Source organism: Streptomyces sp. NBC_00846 (assembly GCF_045207325.1).
Classification (GTDB): domain Bacteria; phylum Actinomycetota; class Actinomycetes; order Streptomycetales; family Streptomycetaceae; genus Streptomyces.
In genome coordinates, this window is sequence record NZ_CP108846.1 from 6,837,751 (window position 1) to 6,861,367 (window position 23,617).

General features: G+C 70.1%; 19 protein-coding genes and 3 pseudogenes. 14 read left to right on the forward strand and 8 right to left on the reverse strand.

Annotated elements, in window-relative coordinates:
* Window position 1 precedes the first annotated feature (1 nt).
* The 8 genes from OG936_RS31365 (at window position 2) to OG936_RS31400 (ending at window position 7,467) form a co-directional block, all read left to right on the forward strand.
* Entirely contained in the window at window positions 2-1,114 is a 1,113-nt protein-coding gene (locus OG936_RS31365; RefSeq protein WP_406499319.1) for an MCE family protein, read from the forward strand.
* A complete protein-coding gene (locus OG936_RS31370) occupies window positions 1,111-2,265 on the forward strand; it encodes an MCE family protein (RefSeq protein WP_406499321.1) in 1,155 nt (384 codons plus the stop codon). Before OG936_RS31365 ends, OG936_RS31370 begins: the two co-directional genes overlap by 4 nt.
* Window positions 2,262-3,524, forward strand: a complete 1,263-nt coding sequence (locus OG936_RS31375) for an MCE family protein (protein ID WP_406499323.1) — start codon at window positions 2,262-2,264, stop codon at window positions 3,522-3,524. Before OG936_RS31370 ends, OG936_RS31375 begins: the two co-directional genes overlap by 4 nt.
* A complete protein-coding gene (locus tag OG936_RS31380; RefSeq protein ID WP_406499324.1) occupies window positions 3,521-4,042 on the forward strand; it encodes a hypothetical protein in 522 nt (173 codons plus the stop codon). The genes OG936_RS31375 and OG936_RS31380 overlap by 4 nt, the downstream gene beginning before the upstream one ends.
* Window positions 4,043-4,251: 209 nt before the next feature.
* A complete protein-coding gene (locus OG936_RS31385) occupies window positions 4,252-4,836 on the forward strand; it encodes a hypothetical protein (protein ID WP_406500678.1) in 585 nt (194 codons plus the stop codon).
* Window positions 4,837-4,890: 54 nt separating this feature from the next.
* Window positions 4,891-5,421, forward strand: coding sequence for a hypothetical protein (locus tag OG936_RS31390; RefSeq protein WP_406499326.1), 531 nt, complete (start codon window positions 4,891-4,893; stop codon window positions 5,419-5,421).
* Window positions 5,422-5,462: 41 nt separating this feature from the next.
* A complete protein-coding gene (locus OG936_RS31395; RefSeq protein ID WP_406499327.1) occupies window positions 5,463-6,218 on the forward strand; it encodes a hypothetical protein in 756 nt (251 codons plus the stop codon).
* Window positions 6,219-6,240: 22 nt separating this feature from the next.
* Window positions 6,241-7,467, forward strand: a complete 1,227-nt coding sequence (locus OG936_RS31400; RefSeq protein ID WP_406499329.1) for a lytic murein transglycosylase — start codon at window positions 6,241-6,243, stop codon at window positions 7,465-7,467.
* Here the strand turns inward: OG936_RS31400 and OG936_RS31405 are convergent.
* On the reverse strand, window positions 7,450-8,517 hold the full coding sequence (locus tag OG936_RS31405) for an ATP-dependent DNA ligase (RefSeq protein WP_406499331.1): 1,068 nt from the start codon (window positions 8,515-8,517) through the stop codon (window positions 7,450-7,452). The two genes, OG936_RS31400 and OG936_RS31405, sit on opposite strands and share 18 nt — an antisense overlap.
* Before the next feature lie 98 nt (window positions 8,518-8,615).
* On the opposite strand from OG936_RS31405, the gene ligD reads away from it, so the two are divergent.
* Window positions 8,616-9,626 (forward strand): non-homologous end-joining DNA ligase, encoded by a 1,011-nt coding sequence (gene ligD, locus OG936_RS31410; protein WP_406500679.1) that lies wholly within the window; start codon window positions 8,616-8,618, stop codon window positions 9,624-9,626.
* Window positions 9,623-10,702 (forward strand): ABC transporter permease, encoded by a 1,080-nt coding sequence (locus OG936_RS31415; protein ID WP_383758953.1) that lies wholly within the window; start codon window positions 9,623-9,625, stop codon window positions 10,700-10,702. The genes ligD and OG936_RS31415 overlap by 4 nt, the downstream gene beginning before the upstream one ends.
* 12 nt (window positions 10,703-10,714) lie before the next feature.
* Here OG936_RS31415 and OG936_RS31420 read toward each other — a convergent pair whose 3' ends face one another.
* The gene (locus tag OG936_RS31420) at window positions 10,715-12,868 is read right to left on the reverse strand and encodes an OmpL47-type beta-barrel domain-containing protein (protein WP_406500680.1); all 2,154 of its coding nucleotides are present in this window, start codon (window positions 12,866-12,868) and stop codon (window positions 10,715-10,717) included.
* A 74-nt stretch (window positions 12,869-12,942) separates the two neighbouring features.
* On the reverse strand, window positions 12,943-15,438 hold the full coding sequence (locus OG936_RS31425; protein WP_406499333.1) for a ThuA domain-containing protein: 2,496 nt from the start codon (window positions 15,436-15,438) through the stop codon (window positions 12,943-12,945).
* 331 nt (window positions 15,439-15,769) lie between these two features.
* On the opposite strand from OG936_RS31425, the gene OG936_RS31430 reads away from it, so the two are divergent.
* The gene (locus tag OG936_RS31430; RefSeq protein WP_406499335.1) at window positions 15,770-16,930 is read left to right on the forward strand and encodes a multicopper oxidase domain-containing protein; all 1,161 of its coding nucleotides are present in this window, start codon (window positions 15,770-15,772) and stop codon (window positions 16,928-16,930) included.
* Here the strand turns inward: OG936_RS31430 and OG936_RS31435 are convergent.
* Window positions 16,816-17,235: pseudogene (locus OG936_RS31435) on the reverse strand (hypothetical protein); the annotation flags it as partial. The gene OG936_RS31430 and the pseudogene OG936_RS31435 sit on opposite strands and share 115 nt — an antisense overlap.
* Window positions 17,184-19,139, reverse strand: a pseudogene (locus OG936_RS31440) (DEAD/DEAH box helicase); the annotation flags it as partial. The pseudogenes OG936_RS31440 and OG936_RS31435, both read right to left, overlap by 52 nt.
* 311 nt (window positions 19,140-19,450) lie before the next feature.
* On the opposite strand from OG936_RS31440, the gene OG936_RS31445 reads away from it, so the two are divergent.
* Both OG936_RS31445 and OG936_RS31450 read left to right on the forward strand, forming a co-directional pair.
* Complete coding sequence (locus OG936_RS31445) at window positions 19,451-19,705, forward strand: WhiB family transcriptional regulator (RefSeq protein ID WP_406385317.1); 255 nt, start codon at window positions 19,451-19,453, stop codon at window positions 19,703-19,705.
* 111 nt (window positions 19,706-19,816) lie between these two features.
* Complete coding sequence (locus OG936_RS31450) at window positions 19,817-20,329, forward strand: tetratricopeptide repeat protein (RefSeq protein ID WP_406499337.1); 513 nt, start codon at window positions 19,817-19,819, stop codon at window positions 20,327-20,329.
* Window positions 20,330-20,436: 107 nt separating this feature from the next.
* On the opposite strand, the gene OG936_RS31455 is transcribed toward OG936_RS31450, so the two are convergent.
* Window positions 20,437-21,411 (reverse strand): acyl-ACP desaturase, encoded by a 975-nt coding sequence (locus OG936_RS31455; RefSeq protein ID WP_383758947.1) that lies wholly within the window; start codon window positions 21,409-21,411, stop codon window positions 20,437-20,439.
* A 423-nt stretch (window positions 21,412-21,834) separates the two neighbouring features.
* Window positions 21,835-22,251 (reverse strand): SsgA family sporulation/cell division regulator, encoded by a 417-nt coding sequence (locus OG936_RS31460; RefSeq protein WP_406499339.1) that lies wholly within the window; start codon window positions 22,249-22,251, stop codon window positions 21,835-21,837.
* Between the two features lie 404 nt (window positions 22,252-22,655).
* Here OG936_RS31460 and OG936_RS31465 point away from each other — a divergent pair.
* A pseudogene (locus tag OG936_RS31465) lies at window positions 22,656-22,965 on the forward strand (oxidoreductase); the annotation flags it as partial.
* 8 nt (window positions 22,966-22,973) lie between these two features.
* On the opposite strand, the gene OG936_RS31470 reads toward OG936_RS31465, so the two are convergent.
* Window positions 22,974-23,381: a DUF2795 domain-containing protein gene (locus OG936_RS31470; RefSeq protein ID WP_383758945.1), complete on the reverse strand. Its 408-nt coding sequence runs from the start codon at window positions 23,379-23,381 to the stop codon at window positions 22,974-22,976.
* Window positions 23,382-23,617: the final 236 nt, after the last annotated feature.

The window sequence follows — 23,617 nt, forward strand, 5'->3', positions numbered from 1 at the left end:
GATGAGAATGACGCGCATCGTCGGCTTCGGCGCCGGACTCGCCGTCGTGGCCGTCGCGGCCACCACCGGTGTGATGGCCATGGACGACGAAGGAACGACGACCATCACCGCCTACTTCGACCAGGTCACCGGGGTGTACGCCGGATCGGACCTGCGGATCCTCGGCGTCAGGGTCGGCAGGGTCGAATCGGTCACACCGCGCGGCGGCGAGGTCCGGGTCACCCTGCGGGTCGACAAGGGCGTCAAGGTCCCCAAGGAGGCGCACGCCGTGGTCGTCGCCCCCAGCCTCGTCGCCGACCGCTACGTCCAGCTCGCCCCCGCGTACAACGGCGGACCACAGATCGCGGACAACGCCGTACTGCCCGCCGCGAGCAACGCCACCCCCGTCGAGGTCGACCAGCTGTACGAGTCCATCACCAAGCTCTCCACGGCCCTCGGCCCCGACGGAGCCAACGCGGAGGGCGCGCTCGCCGGACTCCTCGACACCGGCGCCAAGAACCTCGACGGCAACGGAAAAGCCATCGGGAACTCCATCGAACAGTTCGGCAAGGCGACCAAGACGCTCGACAAGAGCAGCGGGAACCTCTTCGACACGCTGTCCTACCTGCAGACCTTCACCACCATGCTGAAGGACAACGACGGCAATGTGCGCGCCGCCGAACAGCAACTGAACTCCGTCACCGGCTTCCTCGCCGACGACAAGGAGAACCTCAGCGCGGCACTGAAGGAGCTGGGCACCGCCCTGGGCCAGGTCAAGAGCTTCATCCAGAAGAACCGCGACGCCCTGAAGTCGAACGTGGACGCACTGGTGCCGCTCACCCAGACCCTGGTCGACCAGCGTGCCTCGCTCGCCGAGTCGATGGACACGCTGCCGCTCGCCGCGGACAACGTGGTCAACGCCTACGACCCGGTGAACCGCACCCTCAACGGCCGCACGAACCTCAACGAGCTCTCCATGGGCGGGCCGCTCACCGAGACCCCCGCCCTCGCGGGCCTCGCACCGGTGGACACCGCGCGCCAGAAGGCGCTGCCCGTCCTGCCGCTCCCGACCGTCGGCACCGTCTACGGCACCCCGGCGAAGACCGCCACGGAGAAGAAGGGGGCGAACCGATGAGCCGCGCCCTGCGCAGACCCGGAGCCCGTACGACCGGCGTCGTCGCGGTGCTGGCCGTGGGCGTCGGCCTGGCCCTGGTCGTCACCGGCACCGGCCTGCCGTCGTTCACCGGCATCGACCAGGTGCCGCTGCCCGGCGGAGCCGACCTCGGCGACCACCCGTACGAGATCACCGCGGAATTCGCGGACGTCCTCAGTCTCGCCCCGCAGTCCTCGGTGAAGGTCAACGACGTCGCCGTCGGCCGTGTCACCAAGATCTCCCTGAACTCGGGCAGCTGGAACGCCAAGGTCACGATGCGGGTCAACGGCAAGGTCGAACTGCCCGAGAACGCCTACGCCCACCTCGAACAGTCCAGCCTCCTCGGCGAGAAGTACATCCAGCTCTCGCCGCCCGCGAGCGGCGCCGCCCGGGGCAGGCTCGCCGACGGAGACCGCATCCCGCTGACCCGGACCAACCGCAACCCCGAGGTCGAAGAGGTCTTCGGCGCCCTGTCGATGCTCCTCAACGGCGGTGGCGTCAACCAGCTCAAGACCATCACGACCGAACTCAACAAGGCGCTGGCCGGCCAGGAACCCCAGGTCCGTTCCATGCTCAACCGGGTCGACACCCTCGTCACGAACCTGGACGGCCACAAGGGGGACATCACCGACGCACTCGACGGCGTCAACCGGCTCTCCGCCACCCTCGCCACCCGCAAACAGGACGTCGGTACGGTCCTCACCGGACTCAGCCCCGGCCTGAAGGTCCTGGAGAAGCAGCGCGGCTCGCTCCTCACCATGCTCCGCTCGCTCGACACCCTCTCCACCGTCGCCGTCGACACGGTCAACAAGAGCAAGGCCGACATGATCGCCGACCTCAAGGCCCTCGCCCCCACCCTCAAGGCGCTCGCCGACTCCGGGAGCGACCTGCCCGACTCCCTCCAGGTACTGCTCACCTACCCGTTCACGGACGAGGTGCTCCGCGGGGTCAAGGGCGACTACCTCAACGTCTACCTGGATGTGACGGCCATGCCCGGCACGCAGCTCATCCCGCCGCTGGACCCGGACACCGCCCAGCCCACCGCGAGCGGCACGGGTGCGGAATCCGGCTCGGCTCCGCCCCTGCCACTGCCCGCGGTCTCCACGGCGGTCACGGACGGGAGCGGCCGGTGATCACCCTCGCCATCCGGCTGAAGAACATCGCCTTCCTCGTCATCGCGGTGCTCGTCCTCGGCTACCTCGGGGTGCGGTACGCCGACCTCGGCCACTACATCGGCCTGCGCGGCTACTACACCGTCACGGTCCAACTCCCGCGCACCGGCGGCCTGTACACCCACTCCGACGTCACCTACCGAGGCGTGTCCGTGGGCCGGGTCGGACCGATCGAGCTCACCGACGACGGAGTCGAGGCCGAACTGCGCATCGAGAAGGACGCCCCGAAGATCCCGGACAGCCTCACGGCGGTCGTCGCCAACCTCTCCGCGGTCGGCGAGCAGTACGTCGATCTGCGGCCCACCCGCACCAACGGCCCGTACCTGGCGAACGGCGCGGTCATCGACCAGGCCGACACCACCGTCCCGGCCCCCGTCACCAACGTCCTCACCAGCGTCAACGACCTGGCGGGTTCCGTCGACCTGGAATCCCTGCGCACGGTCGTCGACGAGTTCGCCGCCGCGTTCGAGGGGCGCGGCGACGATCTCCAGGTCCTCCTGGACACCGGGAGCGATTTCGTCCGGGCGGCCGACGACGCACTCCCCGTCAACACCCGGCTGATGGCCGACGCCGAGACCGTGCTGCGCACCCAGGCCGAACAGGGCGAAGCACTCAAGGGCTTCGCCTCCGGTGCCGAGCAACTGGCCGCCGAACTCAAGGGATCGGACACCGACCTGCGCAGGCTGATCGCGGTCACCCCGGACGCGACCAGTCAGATCAGCGGACTGCTGCGGGACCTCGACCCGAGCTTCGGCGTCGTCGTCGCCAACCTCCTCACCACCTCCGAGGTCGCCGTCACCCGGCAGCGCGGACTGGAGGAACTCCTGGTGAAGCTGCCCGCGGTGGCAGCCGCGGGATCGAGCGCGGTGGACGAGAACGGCGCCCGGTTCGGCATGTCGGTCACCTTCTTCGAACCCCTGCCCTGCACCGCTGGATACGGCTCCACGGTCTACCGCAGCGGTCTCGACACGTCGGCCGGACCGCCCGTCAACACCAAGGCCCGCTGCACCTCGTCGCCCGGCACCGGCATCAACGTCCGGGGCAGCGCCAATGCGCCGAAGGGCGGCGCCGTGCCCGCGCCCGCCAAACCCGGATCGATGCTCCTCGGATCCGGCTCGGCGCACCGGCTCCCCGGCACCCTCGGCGTCACGGGGGCCACCACGCCGGCCGCCGACGGCATGGCCGGCCTGCTGGGACTCGGACAGGGAGGCGGCGCATGACGCCCCGTACGAAGACCCTGAGCGCCTCGGCGGCGCTGCTCGCCGCCGCGGTGATCTGCGCACTCGGCGGGTGGTCGTACGCCGACGCGCGCGGCGACGAAGACCTGTCGTACGCGAAGAGCCGCGATGTCGCGCTGGCCGACGGAAAGCGCCACCTCGCCCGGCTGAACAGCCTCGACGGGAAGGACGCCAGGAGTGTCGGTGCCGGCCTCGACGCCTGGCTCGACTCCTCCACCGGGCCGCTGCACGACCAGCTGGGGCGCACCCGGAGCACGGACGCGAGCGAACTGACGAAGTCCGGCTCCACCGCGCGCGGCAAGGTCACCGACGCGGCGCTCACCGCACTCGACGAGCGCACCGGCACGGCACAACTGATCGCGACGGTCGACGTCGCCGTCACCCCGCGCACCGGCAAGGGCGGCACCGAACGCAAACGCTTCGAAGCCACGCTCGCCCGGACCGCGGACGGCTGGAAGGTCAAGGCCCTCACGGCGATTCCGGTCGGGGGCGGCGCATGAAGAAGCGGGGAGGGGCGGCGGTCATGAGTACGGACGTGGACGCGGAGGCCGTCGTGGACACGGAGAAGGCCGACGTGCCGGCCGGTGAGGACACCGTCGTGGACACGGAGAAGGCCGACGTGCCGGCCGGTGAGAACACCGTCGAGGACACGGAGAAGGCCGACGTGCCGGCCGGTGAGGACACCGTCGTGGACACGGAGAAGGCCGACGTGCCGGCCGGTGAGAACACCGTCGAGGACACGGAGAAGGCCGACGAGGCTTCCGGTGAGGACGGCACGGTCCCGCCCGGCGCGGGCCGCCGGTGGCCGCGCGTCGTGGCAGCGGTTCTGGTCGTGGCCCTCCTCGCGACCGGTGGCGGACTCTTCGCCAAGGGCAGGCAGTTGCGCGACACCCCCGCCACCTCGAACCGGGCGCTGACCGACAGCGCGGCGACCAGCCGGGTCGCCGGCGACGTCAGCGACGCGCTCGGCAAGGTCTTCTCGTACAGCCCACAGGCCACCGGCGTCACCAAGGAGTCGGCGAAACAACTCCTGGCGGGGACGGCGCTCAAGCAGTACGCGGCCCTGTTCGGCCAGGTCGAGAAGCAGGCAGCCGACCAGAAACTGACCCTCACCACCCACGTCGTACGCGCCGGAGTGACCCGGCTGACGGACAGCAGCGCCCACCTGCTCGTCTTCCTCGACCAGGTCTACGAACGCGAAGGCAAGCCGGCCACCACGGCGGCTGCACAGCTCTCCGTCACGGCCGAACTGCGGGACGGCCACTGGACCGTCGTCGAGATCACCTCCAGATAGCAGAGCCCACACTCGTCCAGTTCAGCACGGATCGGCCGCAGGGGAGAGACAGCAATGGCACGGGTACGGATGACGAGGAACCCGCTGGTGGCGGTGGCGATCGGGCTGACGGTCGCGGCGGCCGTCGCGGCCGGCTGGGGCGGGGTGTCCCGGTACGACGCCGCGCACGACGATTCGGCGGCGTACGCACAGGCCCGCGACGACGCCCTGGCCGCGGGCGAGCAGGCCGTGCAGAACATGAACACCCTGGACCACCGGAAGCTGGCGACGGGCCTCGACGGCTGGGAGGAATCCACCACCGGCGATCTGCACCGGCAACTCGTCGACGGACGCGACGCGTTCGTGAAGCAGATCCAGCAGGCGAAGACCGTCAGCACGGCCCAGATCCTGTCCGGGGCGGTGACCGAACTCGACGACCGGGCCGGCAAGGCCGGGGTCATGGTGGCGCTGCGGGTGACGGTGACCGCACCCAAGGGCAAGCCCGCGGTCAAGGAGAGCCGGATGCTCGGGCAGCTCACCCGTACCTCCGAAGGGTGGAAGCTCAGCGCCCTCGGCCAGGCGCCCGTCGGCAACACGGCCGGCTGACGCCACCGACTACCACCCCGCCACCCGAGAGGACCCCGGACATGTCGACGACCCGTCACCTCGTCAACCGTCAACGCCGTCTGGCCACCGTCGCCGCGGAACGCGCCACCACTGCCGCCCCACCCAGCAGGCCCGCGCCCCCCGGCGCCTCACGCGACGAGCCCGCGGGGGCCACGGCCGGGGAGGACACCACCGTCGAGGACGAGGCCACCGTCGAGGACGAGGCCACCGACGAGGACGACAAGGCGGAGGAGGCGCCACCGGGACGCAAGCGGCTACCCCGCCTCCGTCTCCGGCTGCCCGCCGTCTTCTGCGTCTTCACGGTGCTCCTCGGCGCCTTCGCCGCCTGGGCGTTCGGCTCGGCCGCGAACCTGCGCGACGACCCGGCCCGCCGGAACACGGCCCTCACCGACATCGGCCGCACCAGCGAGCTGAAGGGGCAGATCTCCGAGGCGGTGGGTGCGGTGTTCTCGTACAACTACGCCTCGCCCGCCAAGTCCGAGCGTGCGGTGAAGAGTTACCTGGTCGGCAAGGCGGTCCAGCAGCACGCGGACATGCTCGCGCAGGTACGGGCGCAGGGGCAGAAGCAGAAGCTCGTGCTGACCACGACTGTCACGGACAGCGGTGTGGAACTCCTCGACGGCGACCGGGCCCGGCTGCTGATCTTCGCCGACCAGAGCAACACCCGTACCGGCACGTCGGACGAGACGACCTACGCGGCGGCGATGTTCGCCGTGGACGCTGTTCGCCGTGGCGACACCTGGCGGATCTCAGGCATCGATACGTTCGCCCGGTGACCCGGGGGAGAGGGGAGCACGCATGAGGTTCAACGGCACCATGCGCCGCGGAATCGGAGGCACAGCAGCCGCGGTCGCCGCGATGGCCGCGCTCACCGGGTCCCAGGCACCGGGACTCGTCCGCCATGAACAGACCGCGACGGAGCGACAGGAGTCCGACGAGGTCACGTGGTCGCACGTGCCCAACGACGACTCCTATCACACCGAACTGCCGCCGCTGCAGTCGCCGAGGCCGCCGAAGGCCGGTGTGAAGCAGAGCCCGGCCGTCGCGCAGTCGTGGGCCGAGGCGGGCATCCCGGCCACGGTGCTCGCCGCCTACCGCAAGGCGGAGAGCGCGCTCGCGCGTACCGATCCCGGATGCCATCTGCCGTGGCAGTTACTCGCGGCGATCGGCAAGGTCGAGTCGGGCCAGGCGGGCGGGGGACGGGTCGATGCCCACGGCACGACGCTCGACCCGATCCTCGGACCGGTCCTCAACGGCGCCGGATTCGCCAACATTCCGGACACCGACGGCGGCGTGTACGACGGCGACAGCACTTATGACCGGGCCGTCGGCCCGATGCAGTTCATCCCGTCCACCTGGGCCCACTGGGGCAAGGACGGCAACGGCGACGGCCGCCGCGATCCGAACAACGTCTTCGACGCCGCCCTCGCCGCCGGGTACTACCTCTGTGCCGGACCGCGCGATCTGTCGGTGAAGGCCGACCTGGACCGGGCGATCCTCAGCTACAACCACTCGGACACCTACCTGCGCACCGTGCTGTCCTGGCTGGAGTTCTACCGCAAGGGCGTTCACCCGGTGGCCGACGGCAAGGGCACCGTCCCGAAGAGCCCCGGCGCGGGCGGACCGAACAAGCCGAAGCACCCGGTGGGCGGTCCCGGCGCCCCGGGCGGCGGCATCGTCATCGGCCCGCAGCCCGGCGGTTCGCACAGCCCCTCGCCCTCCACGTCCCCGAAGCCCTCCGGCTCACCGACAAGTTCCCCGGACCCCACCGGCTCCCCGGACCCCACCGATCCGGGCACCGCCTCACCGGGCCCGACCGACAGCGGACCGGCTTCCCCGGACCCCGGCACCAGCCCCGACCCCAGCACCTCGGCCCCCGGCCCCGGCACGGACCCCGGCTGCCCGAGCGGCTCGCCGTCACCGGACCCCACCGGCTCGACCGGAACCACCGAGTCCCCGACACCCGACCCGGGCACGACCGAGGAACCCTGCGCCACGCCCTCGGGCTCAGCGCCCGCCGGCTGACAGCACCTCGGCCAGGTCGTACCGCACCACCTCTTCCAGCTGCGCGTACGTACAGCCGTCCGGGGTGCGGTCCGGCCGCCACCGGCGAAACTGCGCGGTGTGCCGGAACCGGTCGCCCTCCATGTGGTCGTACGCCACCTCACAGACCCGCTCCGGGCTGAGCGCCACCCAGGACAGGTCCTTCTTGCCCGACCAGCGACTCGGCGCCCCGGGCAGCCGCGACCCCTCGTGCGCCGCCGCGTCCGTCCAGGCCGCCCACGGGTGATCGGCCGGCTCCACGCGCAGTGGTTCCAGCTCCTCCAGGAGCTCGGCGCGCCGCTTCATCGAGAAGGCCGCACAGACCCCGACATGCTGCAGGACGCCCTCGGCGTCGTACAGGCCGAGCAGCAGCGAGCCGACGACCGGGCCGCTCTTGTGGAGGCGGTAGCCCGCCACCACGCAGTCGGCGGTCCGCTCGTGCTTGATCTTGTACATCACCCGGGTGTCGGGGCGGTACGGCAGATCGGGCGGTTTGGCGACCACACCGTCGAGCCCCGCGCCCTCGTACCGGTCGAACCACTCCTGGGCGAGTGCCGGGTCCGTGGTCGCCGGCGCGAGGTGGACGGGCGGCGACGCGGCGGACAGGGCCGCCTCCAGTACGGCGCGCCGGTCCGACTGCCGTACGGAGAGCAGCGAATCGTCGCCCACGGCCAGGATGTCGAAGGCGACCAGACTGGCCGGGGTCCGCTCGGCGAGCAGCCGCACCCGGGAATCGGCGGGGTGGATGCGCTCGCTGAGCCGGTCGAAGTCCAGTCGGCCCCCGTACGCGACGACGATCTCGCCGTCGATCACACAGCGCGGCGGCAGATTGTCGCGGACGGCGGTGACCAGTTCGGGGAAGTACCGGGTGAGCGGCTTTCCGGTGCGGCTGCCGATCACCACCTCGTCGCCGTCGCGGTGCACGATCGCGCGGAAACCGTCCCACTTGGCCTCGTACTGCATACCGGGCGGGATCTTCGCGACGGACTTGGCGAGCATCGGCTTCACAGGCGGCATCACCGGCAGATCCATGACCCCGATTCTTGCCGATGGACGCGCACCCGTCTCCCGATATGCGGCATATGTGGACCCGGCCTACCGTGACCGTCATGGGTGCAGCGGGCAAGGCGGTGGAGCTCGAAGCCGGCGGACGGGCCGTACGGCTGTCCAGTCCGGACAAGGTCTACTTCCCGGCGAAGGGTTATACGAAGAGGGACGTGGCCGAGTACTTCCTGGCCGTGGGCCCCGGCATCACCCGCGCCCTGCGCGACCGGCCGACCACCCTCCAGCGCTTCGTCGACGGCGTCGAGGGCGAGTTCTTCTACCAGAAGAGGGCCCCGAAGAACCTTCCCGACTGGATCCCCACTGCCAGGATCGACTTCCCCAGCGGCCGCTTTGCCGACGAGATCTGCCCCACCGAACTCGCCGCCGTCATCTGGGCGGCCAACCTCGGCACGCTCACCTTCCACCCGTGGCCCGTCCGCAGGGCCGACACCGACCACCCGGACGAACTGCGCATCGACCTCGACCCACAGCCCGGAACGGACTACGCGGACGCGGTGCGGGCCGCCCACGAGCTGCGGTCCGTCCTCGACGAGCACGGTCTGCGCGGCTGGCCCAAGACCTCCGGCGGCCGGGGCATCCACGTCTTCGTCCCCATCGAGCCGAAGTGGACCTTCACCGCCGTCCGGCGCGCAGCCATCGCCACCGGACGGGAACTGGAACGCCGGATGCCGGACCGGGTGACCACCGCCTGGTGGAAGGAGGAGCGCGGCGAGCGGATCTTCGTCGACTACAACCAGACCGCCCGCGACCGCACGATCGCCTCCGCCTACTCCGTACGCCCCTTCCCGCACGCCCCGGTCTCCGCCCCGCTGCGCTGGGAGGAGATCGACGACGCCGAACCGCGCGACTTCGACATCAGGACCATGCCCGGGCGTTACGCCGAGGCCGGCGACGTGCACGCGGACATGGACGAGCACGCGTTCCGGCTCGACGGCCTGCTGGAGCTGGCCGACCGGGACGAGCGGGAGCATGGGCTCGGCGAACTGCCGTACCCGCCGGAGTACCCGAAGATGCCCGGCGAACCGAAACGGGTCCAGCCGAGCCGGGCCCGGCACGACGGGGACGGCGCTGCATGAGCGCACCCGGTCTGGAGCCCGTCACCCCGCGCGGGGAACATGCCAGGCCCCCGGCCCGCGGTGACCGGTGGGCGGCGTTCAAGGCGTCCCCGTATCTGCCCGCCGTCGTGCTCCTGTTCATCATCGCCGCCGCGGCCGGTCTCTTCGCGGGCTCCTACACGTACGCAATGGCCAACCCGACCCCGCACAACATCCCGGCGGCCGTGGTCGGTCCGCTGGACACCCCGCGCGACAAGGTCTTCCTCGACCGGCTGGAGGGCGCGCTCGACACCTCGCTGGTGCTGCACGAGTACGCCACCGGGGCCCGGGCCCGCACCGCGCTGGAGGAGCAGAAGGTCTTCGCCATCCTGCGGTCCGAGAACGGCGGGGTCGCCGTGGACGTCGCGAGCGCGTCCGGAGCGTCGGTCGCCCAGCTGCTCACGGAGTCCACGCTGGAGGCGGGGCAAGCGGCCCATGTGCCGGTGAAGGTCACGGATGTGAAGCCCCTGCAGCGGGGCGACCCGCGCGGCCTGGCTCTCTTCTACATCTCGCTCGCCGCGGTGATCGTCGGATTCGTCGGCGCGATCCAGCTGAGTGTGCACGCCAAGGGGCTGGAGCCCCTGGAACGGATCGGGTTCACCGTCGCCTACGCCCTGCTCGGCGGGTTCTCCATCGCCGCCGTGGTCGACTGGCTGCTCGGCTCCGTCGACCTGCCCTTCGTCCAGTCGTGGTTGATCCTCGCCTTCACCATGTTCACGACGGGCATGGTCTTCACCATGTTCAACACCCTGATCGGGCGCTGGGCCATGCTCCCCACCTGGGGACTGATGGTGATGCTGGGAAACCCGTCCTCCGGTGGTGCGGTGTCCTGGCCTCTGCTGCCGTCGGTGCTCGGCTTCATCGGACGCTGGCTCCCCCCGGGCGCCTCGGTCAACGCCCAGCACGCCGCCGTCTACTACCAGGGGCACCAGCGGGTCTTCCCGTATCTGGTGCTCGCCGGATGGGCGCTGGTCTCCTGCACGGTGTTCTGGTTGTGGCGCCACCGGCACCCGGGAGGCCGTGACCACATGCCTCGGCACGCGGCCACGGCCACCTGACCCCGGTCCCGGTTACAGCTCCTTGATCCGGATGTCGCGGTACGAGACCACGTCCGTGGTGCTGTGGACCTGGAGCCCGATGTAGCCGGAGGCGTACCGCCGGCCGTCGGTGCCCGGGTCGTCGCCCCGCGGCGGCTCGAAGACCTGACCGCGATCGTTGTCGAACTCGTTCAGAAGGACACCGTTGCGGTAGACCGAGTAGTGCTGGTCCACCACCCGGATCTCGTAGTCGTTCCAGGTGCCCTTGGGGGTGACCCCGGCGCCGGCCAGCCCGATCCGGTCGAAGCCGTAGATCGAGCCGGTCTTGTACATGTCGCCGTCCGGCCGGTCGAGGATCTGCACCTCATGGCCGTACTTGATGGCGACCCACTCCGGACGCGACTCCTCGGGGTTGTCGTGGACGTTCGGGAAGCGGACAAACACACCGCTGTTGGCGTTGCCCGCGCCGGGGGCGTCGTCGCGCCATTGGAGCTTCAGTGAGAAGTCGCCGTACTGCCGGCCCGGGAACCACAGCATGCCCATGCCGTCCACCGTGGTGGAGCTGGTGATCGTGCCGTCGGCGTTGAGCCCGAACCTGCCGCCACCGACCTGCTGCCACTTGGCGAACGACGCCGCCGTGCCGTCGAAGAGCTTCTTGTAGCCCTCGTCCTGGCCCGGCTTGCCGATCCCCGACTGCTTGGCCGCTTGGTAGATCTTCTTGTGCTCGCGGGCGTCGATCACACCGGCGGCGAGCAGTTTGTCGAGGACGGTGTCGACGTGCTTGAGGAACAGCGCGTGCGACGACCAGTCCTTCTCGTCCTCGATCAGCTCGTTGATGGTGCAGCGGTTGCCGGTGATGCGGTTGGGAACCCCGGTGTCGACGGTGCCGACGATGACGGTGAGCCGCTCGTCGAACTCCGGGCAGTTCGGCGCCGGTACGCCTCCGCTCTCCGCGACGGTGAACGACACCTGCTTCGCCACCGAGGTGTTGCCCGCCTTGTCCGTCGCCCGGTGGGCGACGGTGTGGTAGCCGACCCGGTCGATGATGACGGTGGTGGTGTACGCGAGGTACGGGCCGCCGTCCAGCGAGTACTCGATCCTGTCCACGCCCGACTCGGTGTCCGTCGCGGTGACGGTCACCTTGGCGCTGGTGATGTAGGCGTTGTCCGAGTTCTTGTCGCCCTCCACCCTGGCCGAGGTCTCCGGCGGCGTCCTGTCCTGCGTCGGCGGCGCCACAATGGTGAAGTCGACCGACTTCTCGGCCGCCGCGTTGCCCGCCTTGTCGGTGGCCCGGTAGCGGACCTGGTGCGTGCCTGTCTCGTGCACCATCACGGGCCCGGTGTACGGCTGCCAGGCGCCGTCCGCGCCGATCGCGTACTCGATGGTGTTGACGCCGGAGCCGGTGTCGGAGGCGGTCACGGTGACCGTCGCCATCCCCAGGTACCGTCCCTGGTCGTCCTTCTCGCCGGACACCGTCGCCGAGGTCTCCGGCGGAGTCCGGTCGTCCGTCGGCGGCGCGGCGACCGCGAAGGCTACGGACTTCTCCGCCGCGGTGTTGCCCGCCTTGTCGGTGGCCCGGTACCGGATCGTGTGCTCCCCGACCTCGTTCACCACGATCGGCGTGGTGTACGGCTGCCAGGCGCCGTCCGCCCCGACCGCGTACTCGACGGTGTCGACACCCGAGCTGTCGTCGGTCGCCGAGAGGGTGACCGTCGCCTGGCCGACGTACGCGCCGTCGGCGTTCTTGTCACCGTCGACCTTCGCCGAGGTCTCGGGCGCGGTGGTGTCCGTACCGCCGTCGTCCGTGACGGTGAGGATGCCCTGCATCGCCTCGTGTCCCGGCATGGTGCAGTGGTAGAAGTACCGGCCCGGGGAGAGCGTGACCTCGGCAGTGTGCCTGCCGCCCTGGTCGTCGGCCGGGTTGGCCAGGATGTTCAGCGTGACGTCGTTGTTGAACTCCGGGTCCGAGACGCTGAACGTCAGGGTGTGCGGCATCCCCGTGGTGTTGCCGGTCGCCGCGCTGTTCTCGAAGACGATGGTCGCCTTGCCGGCCACCGCCGTCTTCGGGGCGGACAGGTAATGGTCGATGGGGTCGCCCGCCGTCCAGGTGAGGACCTGGTCGGCCGCCGCGCCCGCCGGAGCCGCCGTACGGCCGTACGCCGCCGTCGAGGTCAGCCCCAGCACCATGAGGAACGAACCCAGCAGCGCAAGCCACAACCGGACGGGCCGGTACCGCTGTCGCGAGAAGATCGATCGGTGTCTCACCGCACGGCCGCCTTCCTGGCGAGATCCGCGGCGGCCGGGGTCGGACCGCCGCCCTTGTACGTCACACGCCACAGCGCGGACTTGGAGTCGGAGGTGAAGAAGCCGCGCCCGTAGTCCAGGACGTAGAGCGAACCGTCCGGGGCGAACTTCCAGTCCATCAGGTTGCGGATGCCGTCCGCCCCGACCGGAATGATCTTCTTCAGGGACTCGGCGTGCGTGGGCAGACCGCCCTTGCCGGCCGTCTTCGGGTCGGTGAGCACGGCGTGCCGCGGCTGGGTGTCGTCGTAGAAGTCACCGACGAACCACTTGCCGTCCCAGTAGGAGGGCCACTTGTCGGCGCTGGTGCTCGCCGCGTCGTAGCGGTAGACCGGGCCGTTCATGGTGGCCTGACCGCCGCCCTTGAGCCACGGCAGCAGCTGCTTCTGCTCCTCGGCCTTGTAGCTCGGGATGCCGTTGGCGTCGCGCGGGTAGTCCACACCACCGCCCTGCGGCGAGTACCAGATGGTGTTGGAGGTGATCGGCGGCAGGTTCACCAGACCGTCGTTGTTCGGCGACTCGTTCTTGGGGTGATCGCAGTCGTACCAGCCGAGCGGCTTGCTCGGGTCCGGCAGATTGCGGTCCCGGTAGGGCTGCTTGTTGCCCATGCAGTACGGCCAGCCGTGATTGCCCGCCTTGGTGATCGCCGCGAACGTGTCGTACTTGGCCGGACCCCAGGTGGTGGACGGCGCGCCCGCGTCGGGGCCGACCCAGCCCGCGTAGAGCGTGTCGGTCGACTTGTCGATGGAGATGCGGGCCGGGTTGCGGACCCCCATCACATAGATCTCGCCGCGGGTCCTGCCGCCGCCCTCGTCCGGCTCCTTGCCGGTGAAGAGATTGCCCTCGGGCAGCGTGTACGTGCCGTCGTCCTCGGGGTGGATCCGCAGGATCTTCCCGTTGAGGTTGTTCGTGTTGCCCGCGGTGCGCCGGGCATCGGCGAAGGAGACGCCCTTGTAGTTCGGCTGCGGGTTGTTGCCGGAGTAACCGTCGCTGAAACCGGAGGAGTTGTTGTCACCGGTCGCGATGTACAGGTTGCCCTTGGAGTCCCAGGCCATCCCGCCACCCGCGTGGCAGCAGCTGTGGACCTGGACCGGCCAGTGCAGCAGCACCTTCTCGGAGGACAGATCCAGCTTGTTGGTGGCCATGTCCAGTGTGAACCGCGAGACCTGACGGACCGCCATCTGCTTGTCACGGTCGATCTTCGAGTGCGGTGTGTAGTGCAGATACACCCAGCCGTTCTTCTCGAAGTCCGGGTCCAGCTCGATCCCGAGCAGCCCCTCCTCGACCTTGATCAGTTCGTCGCCGCCGCCCTTGTTGCCGAAGATCGTCAGCTCACCGGCAAGGGTGACCTTCTTGGTCTTCGGGTCGTAGACGTGGATCTGCCCGAGACCCTTGCCGATGTCGGGGTTGTTCCAGTCGGTGACGACCGGCTTGCTGCTGTCGGCGCCGCCGCGCCCGATGTACAGCACCCGCCCGTCGGGAGCGACGGCCAGGCCGTGCGGTTCGCCGATCTGGTCGCTCAGGCCCGGCTGATTGGGCTGGGTGACGCGCTCCGCCTGGTAGTTGGAGGTGATCGTCGCCCGGCAGTCTGCCTGCGAGATCCGTGTCGTCCAGTTCAGCGCGCCGCGCAGATGGTCGCGGAAGTCGGTCTCCGCGAAGCTGTCGACCGTACCGCCCATCGCCGTGTAGAAGGAGCGGCCGCCGTCGTAGTCACGGCACCAGGAGACCGGGTGGTCCCAGCCGTTGGCACTGGCGCCCGGCTGGTACGTGATCTCCCGGACGCGCGCCACGGTGTGCACGTCGCCGGACGGATTCTTCGTCCAGTTCAGCCACTTGTCCGGGCGCTTCCACTCCAGCGGCAGGTTTTTCGTCGCCGGATGCTGCCGGTCGCCGATCTCAACCGTCGCTCGCTGTACGTTCGTTGGACTGTCGGCCGCCGGACGGGCCCCGATCAGACCGGTGAACCAGTCCGAGTACGGCTCGGTGCGCGCCGCGGCATGGATGCCGAGGAAGCCGCCGCCCGCCTCCATGTACGCCTCCAGGCCGGCCTCCTGCTCCGGGTCGAGCACATCGCCGCCACCGGTCAGAAAGACGACGGCGTTGTACTTGCCGAGCTGTTTGCCGTTGGTGAAGACGGCGGGGTCGTCGGTGGCGACGGTCTGGAACCGGCCGGCCTCCGGCCCGGTGAGCCCGATCTTCTCGATCGCCGCGATTCCGGCGTCTACGGTCGGGGACTCCTCGGTGGCGGAGGCGTGGAACACCAGCACCTTGACGTTGGCGCCGCCCGGTGGCGATGGGAGGGATAACGTTGTCGCCAGGTTTTGCGGGCCCGGTTCCGGATAGGGCCTGGCACTGGCGGCGTTGCCGCCGAGCAGGGAAGCGGTCAGTGCGCCGGCCGCCAGGGCCGCCGCAAGTCCGCGTCGCGATCTGGACCTGTGATGTGGTGTGCGCTGCATGTGGTCACCAACCCCTCTTTGGTCACTGCAACAGCCGACGAAGCTAGACCTCTTTTCGCGACCCGCCAATAGCTATGGCAGTAAAAGGCACGAACTTTGTCCTGGGTGTGGATAAACAGAGATCCCCCGGCTACGGTGTGGGCCGTCCGGGGGGCACCGCGCGCCTCGCCAACCCCGGTAACGTCCGAAGCCGCCGCGATCGCCGTAACCTCCGTAACTCCGCAGTCCCGCAGTCTCCGCGACCTGGCAGTCTCCGTGATCCGGGCAGTCCCCGCGATCCGGGTGCGTGCGTAAAACTCCGTAAATTCCTTAGTGCAGTGGGGAGTTCGTCATGGACAGAAGGAGCTTCAACCGGCGGTTCCTGGTGGGCGGCGGGGTGGTGGCCGCGACCGGGGTGACATCGTTATCGCTCGGTGCGGTCGAGGCCAGCTCGGCGGAACCCCCGCCGAGGACCGCCCCGGCAGGGGGTGTCGTCCGTCATCTCAAGCTGTACGTGGAGAAGCTGGCGGACGATCAGATGGGATATGGCCTGGAGAAGGGCAAGGCATCGATCCCGGGTCCCCTCATCGAGATCAATGAGGGCGACACCCTGCACATCGAGTTCGAGAACACGATGGATGTGCCGGTCGGCCTGCACCCGCACGGCGTCGACTACGACATCGCGAGCGACGGCACCCGGATGAACAAGAGCATCGTCGAGCCGGGTGACACCCGCACCTACACCTGGCGCACTCATGCGGCGGGCCGCCGCAAGGACGGCACCTGGCAGCCGGGCAGCGCCGGATACTGGCACTACCACGACCACGTGGTCGGTACGGATCACGGCACCGGCGGCATCCGGAAGGGCCTCTACGGTCCGTTGATCGTCCGTCGCAAGGGCGACATCCTGCCGGACAAGACGATCACGATCGTCTTCAACGACATGACGATCAACAACAAGGCCGCCCACGAGGCCCCCGACTTCCGGGCCACGGTGGGGGACCGGCTCGAAGTGGTCATGATCACGCACGGCGATTACTACCACACGTTCCACGTCCACGGTCATCGCTGGGCGGACAACCGGACCGGGCTGCTCACCGGCCCGGACGACCCGAGCCGCGTCGTCGACACGAAGATCGTCGGCCCGGCGGACTCCTTCGGCTTCCAGGTCATCGCGGGCGAACGCGTGGGAGCGGGTGCCTGGATGTACCACTGCCATGTGCAGAGCCACTCCGACATGGGCATGGCCGGGCTGCTCCTGGTCGCCAAGGCCGACGGCACCGTGCCGGGCTACGACCCGCACGCCCAGATGAACCACGACACGCCCGCCCCCGGCAAGACGGCTCCGGGCGACACAGTGACCGGCAAGACGGCTCCGGACAAGACGGCTCCGGACAAGACGGCTCCGGACAAGACGGCTCCGGACAAGACGGCTTCGAGCGGGGCCGCTTCCGGCGACGTGGCGAAGGACACGGGCTCGCCCGCCCATGACCCCGCGGCACACGGGTCCTGACCGGTCAGCGCTCCGAAAGCGCACCGGCCGCTCCCGTGGCGAGACGCAGCTGTTCCTCCTCGACGATGCGCCGGGCGAGAGCCCCGTCCGACACATCCACGGCGTCCGGCGTCGTCTCGGCGATGTCGCTGCGCCGTGCGTACAGGTCGAACAGCCGCTCCTTGCGGGCCAGGATGCCGAGCATCCGCTCGTCGACGCTGTCGGCCGCGAGAAGGCGGTGCACCCGGACGGTCCGTATCTGACCCATCCGATGGGCGCGGGCCACCGCCTGATGCTCCATCGTCGGCTTGATCTGCGGTTCGCAGATGATCACGACGGAGGCTGCCTGCATGTTCAGTCCGACACCTCCCGCCTGGATCTGGCTCAGCAGGACCGCGTGGCCGGCGACGGCAGCGAAGCCGTCGATCAACTGCTGGCGCCGGGCAGCCGGGAGGCTCCCCGAGAGCGGACCGAACACGCCCGGCCCCAGGGCCTGTTCGACCGTGCGAAGCACCTCGCGGAAGTACGAGAACACGACGACCTTGAGGCCGTTCTCCGCAGCCTCGGCGACCAGCTCGCGCAGCCGGTTGAGCTTCGCGGACGTGGCGGGCCGGGCGTACGCGGCCCGGCGCATCCGCATGAACTCCCCGGCGCCCACCGCCTCGCGGTAGGCGTCGAGATCGGCCGCGCTGAACTCCTCCCACTCGTCGACCTGCACCAGCGCCGGGAGTTCGGTCAGCACGTCCTCCTGATTGCGCCGCAGATAGGCCGGGGCGACGGCCCTGCGGAACGCGTGCGAACCGGCGGCCCCGTGGGTGGTGTGGATCGAGGGGGCCAGTTCGGGCTGGAGGTGGCGGACGAGGCTACGGAACTCCTCGACCCGGTTCTCCATCGGCGTACCGGTCAGGAACAGCACCCGCTCGGTGCGTTGTGTCCAGCCGGACACTGCTTGGGAGCGGCGCGTCTCGGGGTTCTTGACGTAGTGGGCCTCGTCGACGACCAGCATGCCGGGCCTCATGCCGCAGTCCCGCGCGGCCGGCAGGGTGTGCAGGGCGTCGAACGTGGTGAGCGCGACCCCGCCGCTCTCGCGCCACTGGGCGAAGGCGCCCTGCCGCTCGGGGCCGTGCACCGGCAGCGCGCGCAGGGTCGAGCGGGCGCGGACCTCGCGCGCCCAGTTGATCAGCACGCTCGCCGGGCAGACCACCAGGAAGTGCGTCTCGCCCCGCGCCGCGAGGTGCGCGAGCGCGGCGATGGCCTGGACGGTCTTGCCGAGCCCCATCTCGTCACCGAGGATGACCCGCTTCTGCGCGAGCGCGAACCGGGCGCCGAACGACTGGTAGCCGCGCAGCGAAACGCGCAGATGGGCGTCGTCCAGCCGCAGACCGCGCACCCGGTCCGCGATCCCGGACGGCAGGAACCCCTCGGCCGCGTCCCGGTCGGGGCCGGTGCCCGACATCTCGGCGAGCAGGCTGTAGTACTCGGTGGACCGCAGCTCGAAGTCGACCCACGCCGCGACGTCCGAATCAGCGGCCCGCAGCAGGTCGACGGAGACCTGACCGAACAGCAGCGCGAGCTCGCGCGCGCTCGCCTCGTCGACCGCGGCCCGTACCGAGGCGACGGCCTCCAGCACCTGGGCACGGGTCCGGCGCCGGGTGAACCACATGCGCAGTCGCCGCCGCGCCGGTCCCGCCGCGGCCAGCAACGGATCGAGACGCCCGACGAGCCGGCCCGCCGCGTCCACCGCCCGGCGGACGTCCGGACCGGCCTCGACCAGCCGGTGCAGAGCGATGACCAGCGCGGTCGTGGAGTCGTCCGGGGTGTCCACATCTATCCGGACCGCGACAGTGTCCCGTACCGCGTGGGCGATCTGGCCGGCCGCGGCCAGCGCCTGGTCGGCCGTCTGCGCGCCGACGCCGGGGATCTGGCGGAGCTCGTAACGGTTCGCCTCATGCACCTGGCCGACGGTCGTGAAGCCGGCCTGCTCGACCGCGCCCAGCCGCAGCCGTCCCTCGGTGACGTCCTTGAGCCGGGCGACCGGGATGGCCGACAGTTCGCGACGGATGAGGGAGTCGAGCATCGGCTTCAGCGCCGCGTGCACGGCATCGATGGCGCGGGCGTGATCGGTCAGCACCGCGCGCGCCATGTCCAGCAGCCGCTCGGCCTGCGCCAGCAGCTCCCGGGCGGCCCTTCCCGTGCTCGCCCCGGCCTCCGTCGGTCCGGCCTCTGTCATGTACGTCCCTCTGTCCGCGCAGCCCCGCTGCCGTCCTGCCCGGCACCTGCCCCGGGCGATTCATATCGTGCCACGCGGCGCCGACAGCGCCTTCGGCTCAGGGCGTTGGCGGTCGGCGTTCCGCCGGGGGAGAGCAGCAGCCGCGTAGCCGTGTGCAGGAGCACGTAGCGTTGATCAAGAGCGCGCAGCCGTCATGAAGAGTGCGCAGCCGGCGCGGGCGCAGCCTCCGGACAGCTGACCGGAAGCCATCGGCGCGCCGCATTGATGGAGCGTTGATCAGTCGTTTATCGCGACCGGGCACTGTGGGTGCCATGCTGATCAACACCGCGGCCGCCCCCGCGCTCGCCTGGCAGGAGACAGCGCTGTGCGCCCAGGCGGGGCCCGAATTCTTCTTTCCTGCCCCTGGCAGTTCCACGCGTGAGGCCAAGCAGCTCTGCAACGCCTGTGAGGGGCGCGAAGCCTGCCTGGAGTACGCCCTTGCCAATGACGAGCGGTTCGGCGTGTGGGGTGGCCTCTCGGAGAAGGAGCGGGACCGGCTGCGCAGAACCGGTCGCGAGCGGGCCTGAGCACGCCCTGTCCGTGCCACGCCGAGACCCGTCCGGTACAGGGCCGCACCTCCGCCGTGCGGGCGGCGCCGAGGCAGCCACACGGGACCGCTGACCAGGGATGATCTCCGTATGAATGATCACGTGAATGATCACGACAGAGACACCCTGCTCGCTGCGGCCGTGCGGCTGCGCACCGGAGGCCGCCCCGAGGAGGCCCGACAGCGACTGCTCGCCCTCTGCGCCGCCTTCCCCGCGGACGCGGAAGTCGCCTACCAGACCGCGTGGGTCCATGATGTGCTCGGGCTGGAAGCCGAGGCCGTGCCGTTCTACGAACGCTGCCTCGACGGGACGGGGTTGTCGGAGGAGGACCGCCGGGGCGCGCTGCTCGGTCTCGGGAGCACCTGCCGGGTGCTCGGGCAGTACGAGAGAGCCGTCGAGGTGCTGCGCGGCGGCGTCGAGCGGTTCCCCGACGACGGGGCGCTGCGAACGTTCCTCGCCATGGCCCTCTTCAACACCGGCGATCACCATGAGTCGACGCAGTTGCTGCTGGGACTGCTCGCCGCCACCAGCGAGGACCCGCACGTCCGGCAGTACCGCTCGGCGATCGAGCACTACGCCGGGGACCTGCACGAAACGATATGACCCGGGTGCGTGGCTGCCGGGGAAACACCCACGGCTGCGGAACGGGCCCCGGGCCGCCGGACAGGCCCGCGGAGCGGTGGGCCTGTCCGGCGGCCCGGCGACGAACGTCAGGCCCGGGCGCGCGCGGCCATCCGCGCCTTGCGGGCGGCGAGCTTCTCGTCGAACTTCGACGCCTCGCTGTCCAGGCCGCCCATGTACAGGCCCAGTTCCTCCTGGGCCTTCAGACCGTCGGGGCCCAGGCCGTCGATGTCGAGAACCTTGAGGTAGCGCAGCACGGGCTGGATCACGTCGTCGTGGTGGATGCGCATGTTGTAGATCTCGCCGATCGCCATCTGCGCGGCGGCCCGCTCGAAGCCCGGCATGCCGTGACCGGGCATCCGGAAGTTGACGACGACATCGCGCACGGCCTGCATCGTCAGGTCCGGGGCGAGCTCGAAGGCCGCACCGAGAAGATTGCGGTAGAAGACCATGTGCAGGTTCTCGTCGGTCGCGATGCGCGCCAGCATGCGGTCGCAGACCGGGTCGCCCGACTGGTGGCCCGTGTTGCGGTGCGAGACGCGGGTGGCCAGCTCCTGGAAGGCGACGTACGCCACGGAGTGCAGCATCGAGTGTCGGTTGTCGGACTCGAAGCCCTCCGCCATGTGCGCCATCCGGAACTGCTCCAGCTTATCCGGGTCGACGGCGCGCGAGGTGAGCAGGTAGTCCCGCATCACGATGCCGTGCCGGCCCTCCTCCGCGGTCCAGCGGTGCACCCAGGTGCCCCAGGCGCCGTCACGGCCGAAGAGGGAGGCGATCTCGTGGTGGTAGCTGGGGAGGTTGTCCTCCGTCAGCAGATTCACGACCAGCGCGACCTTGCCGATGTCGGTGACCTTGGACTGGTCGGCCTGCCAGGCCTCACCGTCCTCGAAGACCCCCGGGAAGTTCCGCCCGTCGGAGAACGGCACGTACTCGTGGGGCATCCAGTCCTTGGCGACCTTGAGATGGCGGTTGAGCTCCTTCTCCACCACCTCTTCCAGGGAGTACAGCAGCTGGGCGTCGGTCCACGCCTTCGGACTGCCAAGGTGGGGAGCGGTGATCGTCACGGGGGACTCCTGGGGACGGGAGAAGTACCTACGGATACGTAGGTTACGAGACCGTAGGTTAAAGCGGCGGTAAGGCCACCGCCAAGCCAGCCCTCCCGATGTCCGATTACGTAACGTTATGTACATAGGTTGAGAGGGTGTGGAGGTGGGGAGTCCGCCCGACTGCCGGGGTGTTCGCAAATTCCTCGGATCCACCGATACGGGGGCCGGAGGCGCTGTCTGGCCGCTCCGCGGGCCGGGCCCCGCCCGCGGAGTGCTCGCGGTGGTCGGTGTACTCGACCGGCAGCGCGAGGAGGAATGCCGTGAACGCCGCAGCGAGAGCGTGTGGTTGCCGGCAGCCGCGGTCCCCCCGGCGTTCACGCGCCCGGACACCCCTCTCCGGCGGCGATGCCGCCACGAAAGCCGCCCCTGCCGGAAGCCCCGTCAGCAGGTTCCGTCGAACAGCTCGGTCAGGCTCCGGTCGAGATCCAGGAACCGGTGCTCTTCGCCGGCCGGTACCAGTGCCTGCGCCCGCGCCAGAAAGCGGCGCAGCTCCGCGGTGCGGACATGCACCATCGCGATCCCCTCGGCGGCATGGAACTCCAGGACCGTACGGTCGTATCCGAACGGCCTGATGCGTACGTCGCCGACACCGGCGGCTTCGTCCACTCCCGCCGCGAGCAGCTCGCGGGAGAACTCCCAGGACACGTCGGTGCCCTCCAAGGTCGCCGTCGCGGGGAACGCCATGCGTACGGCGAACGGATCTCTCCGGTCGTACATCAGGGTGGCAGGAAGGGTCTCCATCCGCGGTGCGGACGCGACCATGCGGGCTTGCACGGACTGCTCGATAACGGTGGACAAGACCTGCTCCCTTTCTCGGCCGGGCGAACGGTTCGCAGCACTGATGGAGACGACGGAATTCCCTCATCCGTGCACTGGTTAGTGGCGTGAGCTGTATCACCGCACGCCACCGCACCGATCGTGTGCCCGCTGTGCGCCGGTGCACCCTGGACGGAGTGCAACGCGTGGGCCGGCTTCCAGCGCCATGAGGGCCAAGGGGAAGACGAGACGACTGATGTCATGGGGGCTCTGTGCGGCGGCGCTGACCGCGACACCGGCCGCACGGGCAACCGCGGCGACACCGGAGGAGCGGCACCGACCGGGCGAACGGCCGGCCTGGACGCCCACCGCGACGGGAACCGACGCCCGCTTCCGCGGCCTCGCCGCCGTCAGCCGTCGTACCGCCTGGGCCGCGGGTTCCGGGGGCACGGGTGCTGCACTCCGCCGACCGCGGGCTGACCTGGACCGCGACCGAATCGAAGCTCCCGGCCGGAGACCCGGCGCGCGGCGTCTTCGGCCCGGCCTTCCGCGACCGCCCGCACGGCATCGCCGCCGGCGGCGACTACCGGACCGGCCGGCCGTCGCCGAACGCCGCGGCGGCGACGGGCGACGCGGGCCGCAGCCGGCAACAGTCCACAACAGTCCGCCAATCCGCCGGCCGCCTACCGCTCGGGCGTCGCCTGGCTGCCGCACAGCAGGTCGGGCGCGCTGCCGGTCGGCCCGACCGGCACGGACCAGCGGCCCTAGACACGCGGCCGGTATCCCAGCGCCCTGGCGATCTCTCCGGCGTTCGCATACCGGTCGTCCGCGGGAAGTTCTCGCACCGCGTCCACCAGCGTGTCCGGAGCGTACGCGCCGGAGAGGGTCCGCACAAGGGACGTGCGGTCCGCGGGGAAGGCCGTGCGGCTCAGGCGACGTGCGAGTTCAGCTCTGACTTCCTCGGCCGCGGCCTCGGCGCGCGCCCGTTCCCGTGCTGCACCGGGTGGCGGGACGGGGCCGCCCGGGTCCACACGAACGTCGTCGTCGGCGGGTGGCTCGGGGTCGTACGCCTCGGTCGTGCGGGTGGTGTGGCCGGACCGGAGGAAGCCCAGCAGTTCGTGTTTCCGCTGGTCGTCCTCATGGGGACTGACACGGCTGCTTCCTCGCTCCATGGTGGGAACACCTCCTTGTCGGGCGAGTGCGCACTCGTCCGGAGCTGCCGCGGGAGCCCCACGCACCGACGCGCGACCAGGAACCCCGGCCGCCCCTCTTTGCAGGGCCGCTCAACGAATACGGCAGATATCCATCGAAACCCGAACGGATACGTCTGTCCAGCGGCGAAGACCCGGGCTGCGCAGGTATTCCCGGAGGCGGACTCCGCCGGGACCCGGGACAGTTGCAGCAGGTG

Excerpts from the sequence above, each read along its gene's own strand:
- OG936_RS31380 (WP_406499324.1), top strand. The coding sequence starts at position 3,521 with ATGACGCCCCGTACGAAGACCCTGAGCGCCTCGGCGGCGCTGCTCGCC.
- OG936_RS31390 (WP_406499326.1), top strand. The coding sequence starts at position 4,891 with ATGGCACGGGTACGGATGACGAGGAACCCGCTGGTGGCGGTGGCGATC.
- OG936_RS31415 (WP_383758953.1), top strand. The coding sequence starts at position 9,623 with ATGAGCGCACCCGGTCTGGAGCCCGTCACCCCGCGCGGGGAACATGCC.
- OG936_RS31420 (WP_406500680.1), bottom strand. The coding sequence starts at position 12,868 with ATGGTGCTGGGGCTGACCTCGACGGCGGCGTACGGCCGTACGGCGGCT.
- OG936_RS31395 (WP_406499327.1), top strand. The coding sequence starts at position 5,463 with ATGTCGACGACCCGTCACCTCGTCAACCGTCAACGCCGTCTGGCCACC.
- OG936_RS31405 (WP_406499331.1), bottom strand. The coding sequence starts at position 8,517 with ATGGATCTGCCGGTGATGCCGCCTGTGAAGCCGATGCTCGCCAAGTCC.
- OG936_RS31370 (WP_406499321.1), top strand. The coding sequence starts at position 1,111 with ATGAGCCGCGCCCTGCGCAGACCCGGAGCCCGTACGACCGGCGTCGTC.
- OG936_RS31430 (WP_406499335.1), top strand. The coding sequence starts at position 15,770 with ATGGACAGAAGGAGCTTCAACCGGCGGTTCCTGGTGGGCGGCGGGGTG.
- OG936_RS31470 (WP_383758945.1), bottom strand. The coding sequence starts at position 23,381 with ATGGAGCGAGGAAGCAGCCGTGTCAGTCCCCATGAGGACGACCAGCGG.
- OG936_RS31400 (WP_406499329.1), top strand. The coding sequence starts at position 6,241 with ATGAGGTTCAACGGCACCATGCGCCGCGGAATCGGAGGCACAGCAGCC.
- OG936_RS31450 (WP_406499337.1), top strand. The coding sequence starts at position 19,817 with ATGAATGATCACGTGAATGATCACGACAGAGACACCCTGCTCGCTGCG.
- OG936_RS31425 (WP_406499333.1), bottom strand. The coding sequence starts at position 15,438 with ATGCAGCGCACACCACATCACAGGTCCAGATCGCGACGCGGACTTGCG.
- OG936_RS31365 (WP_406499319.1), top strand. The coding sequence starts at position 2 with ATGAGAATGACGCGCATCGTCGGCTTCGGCGCCGGACTCGCCGTCGTG.
- OG936_RS31445 (WP_406385317.1), top strand. The coding sequence starts at position 19,451 with ATGCTGATCAACACCGCGGCCGCCCCCGCGCTCGCCTGGCAGGAGACA.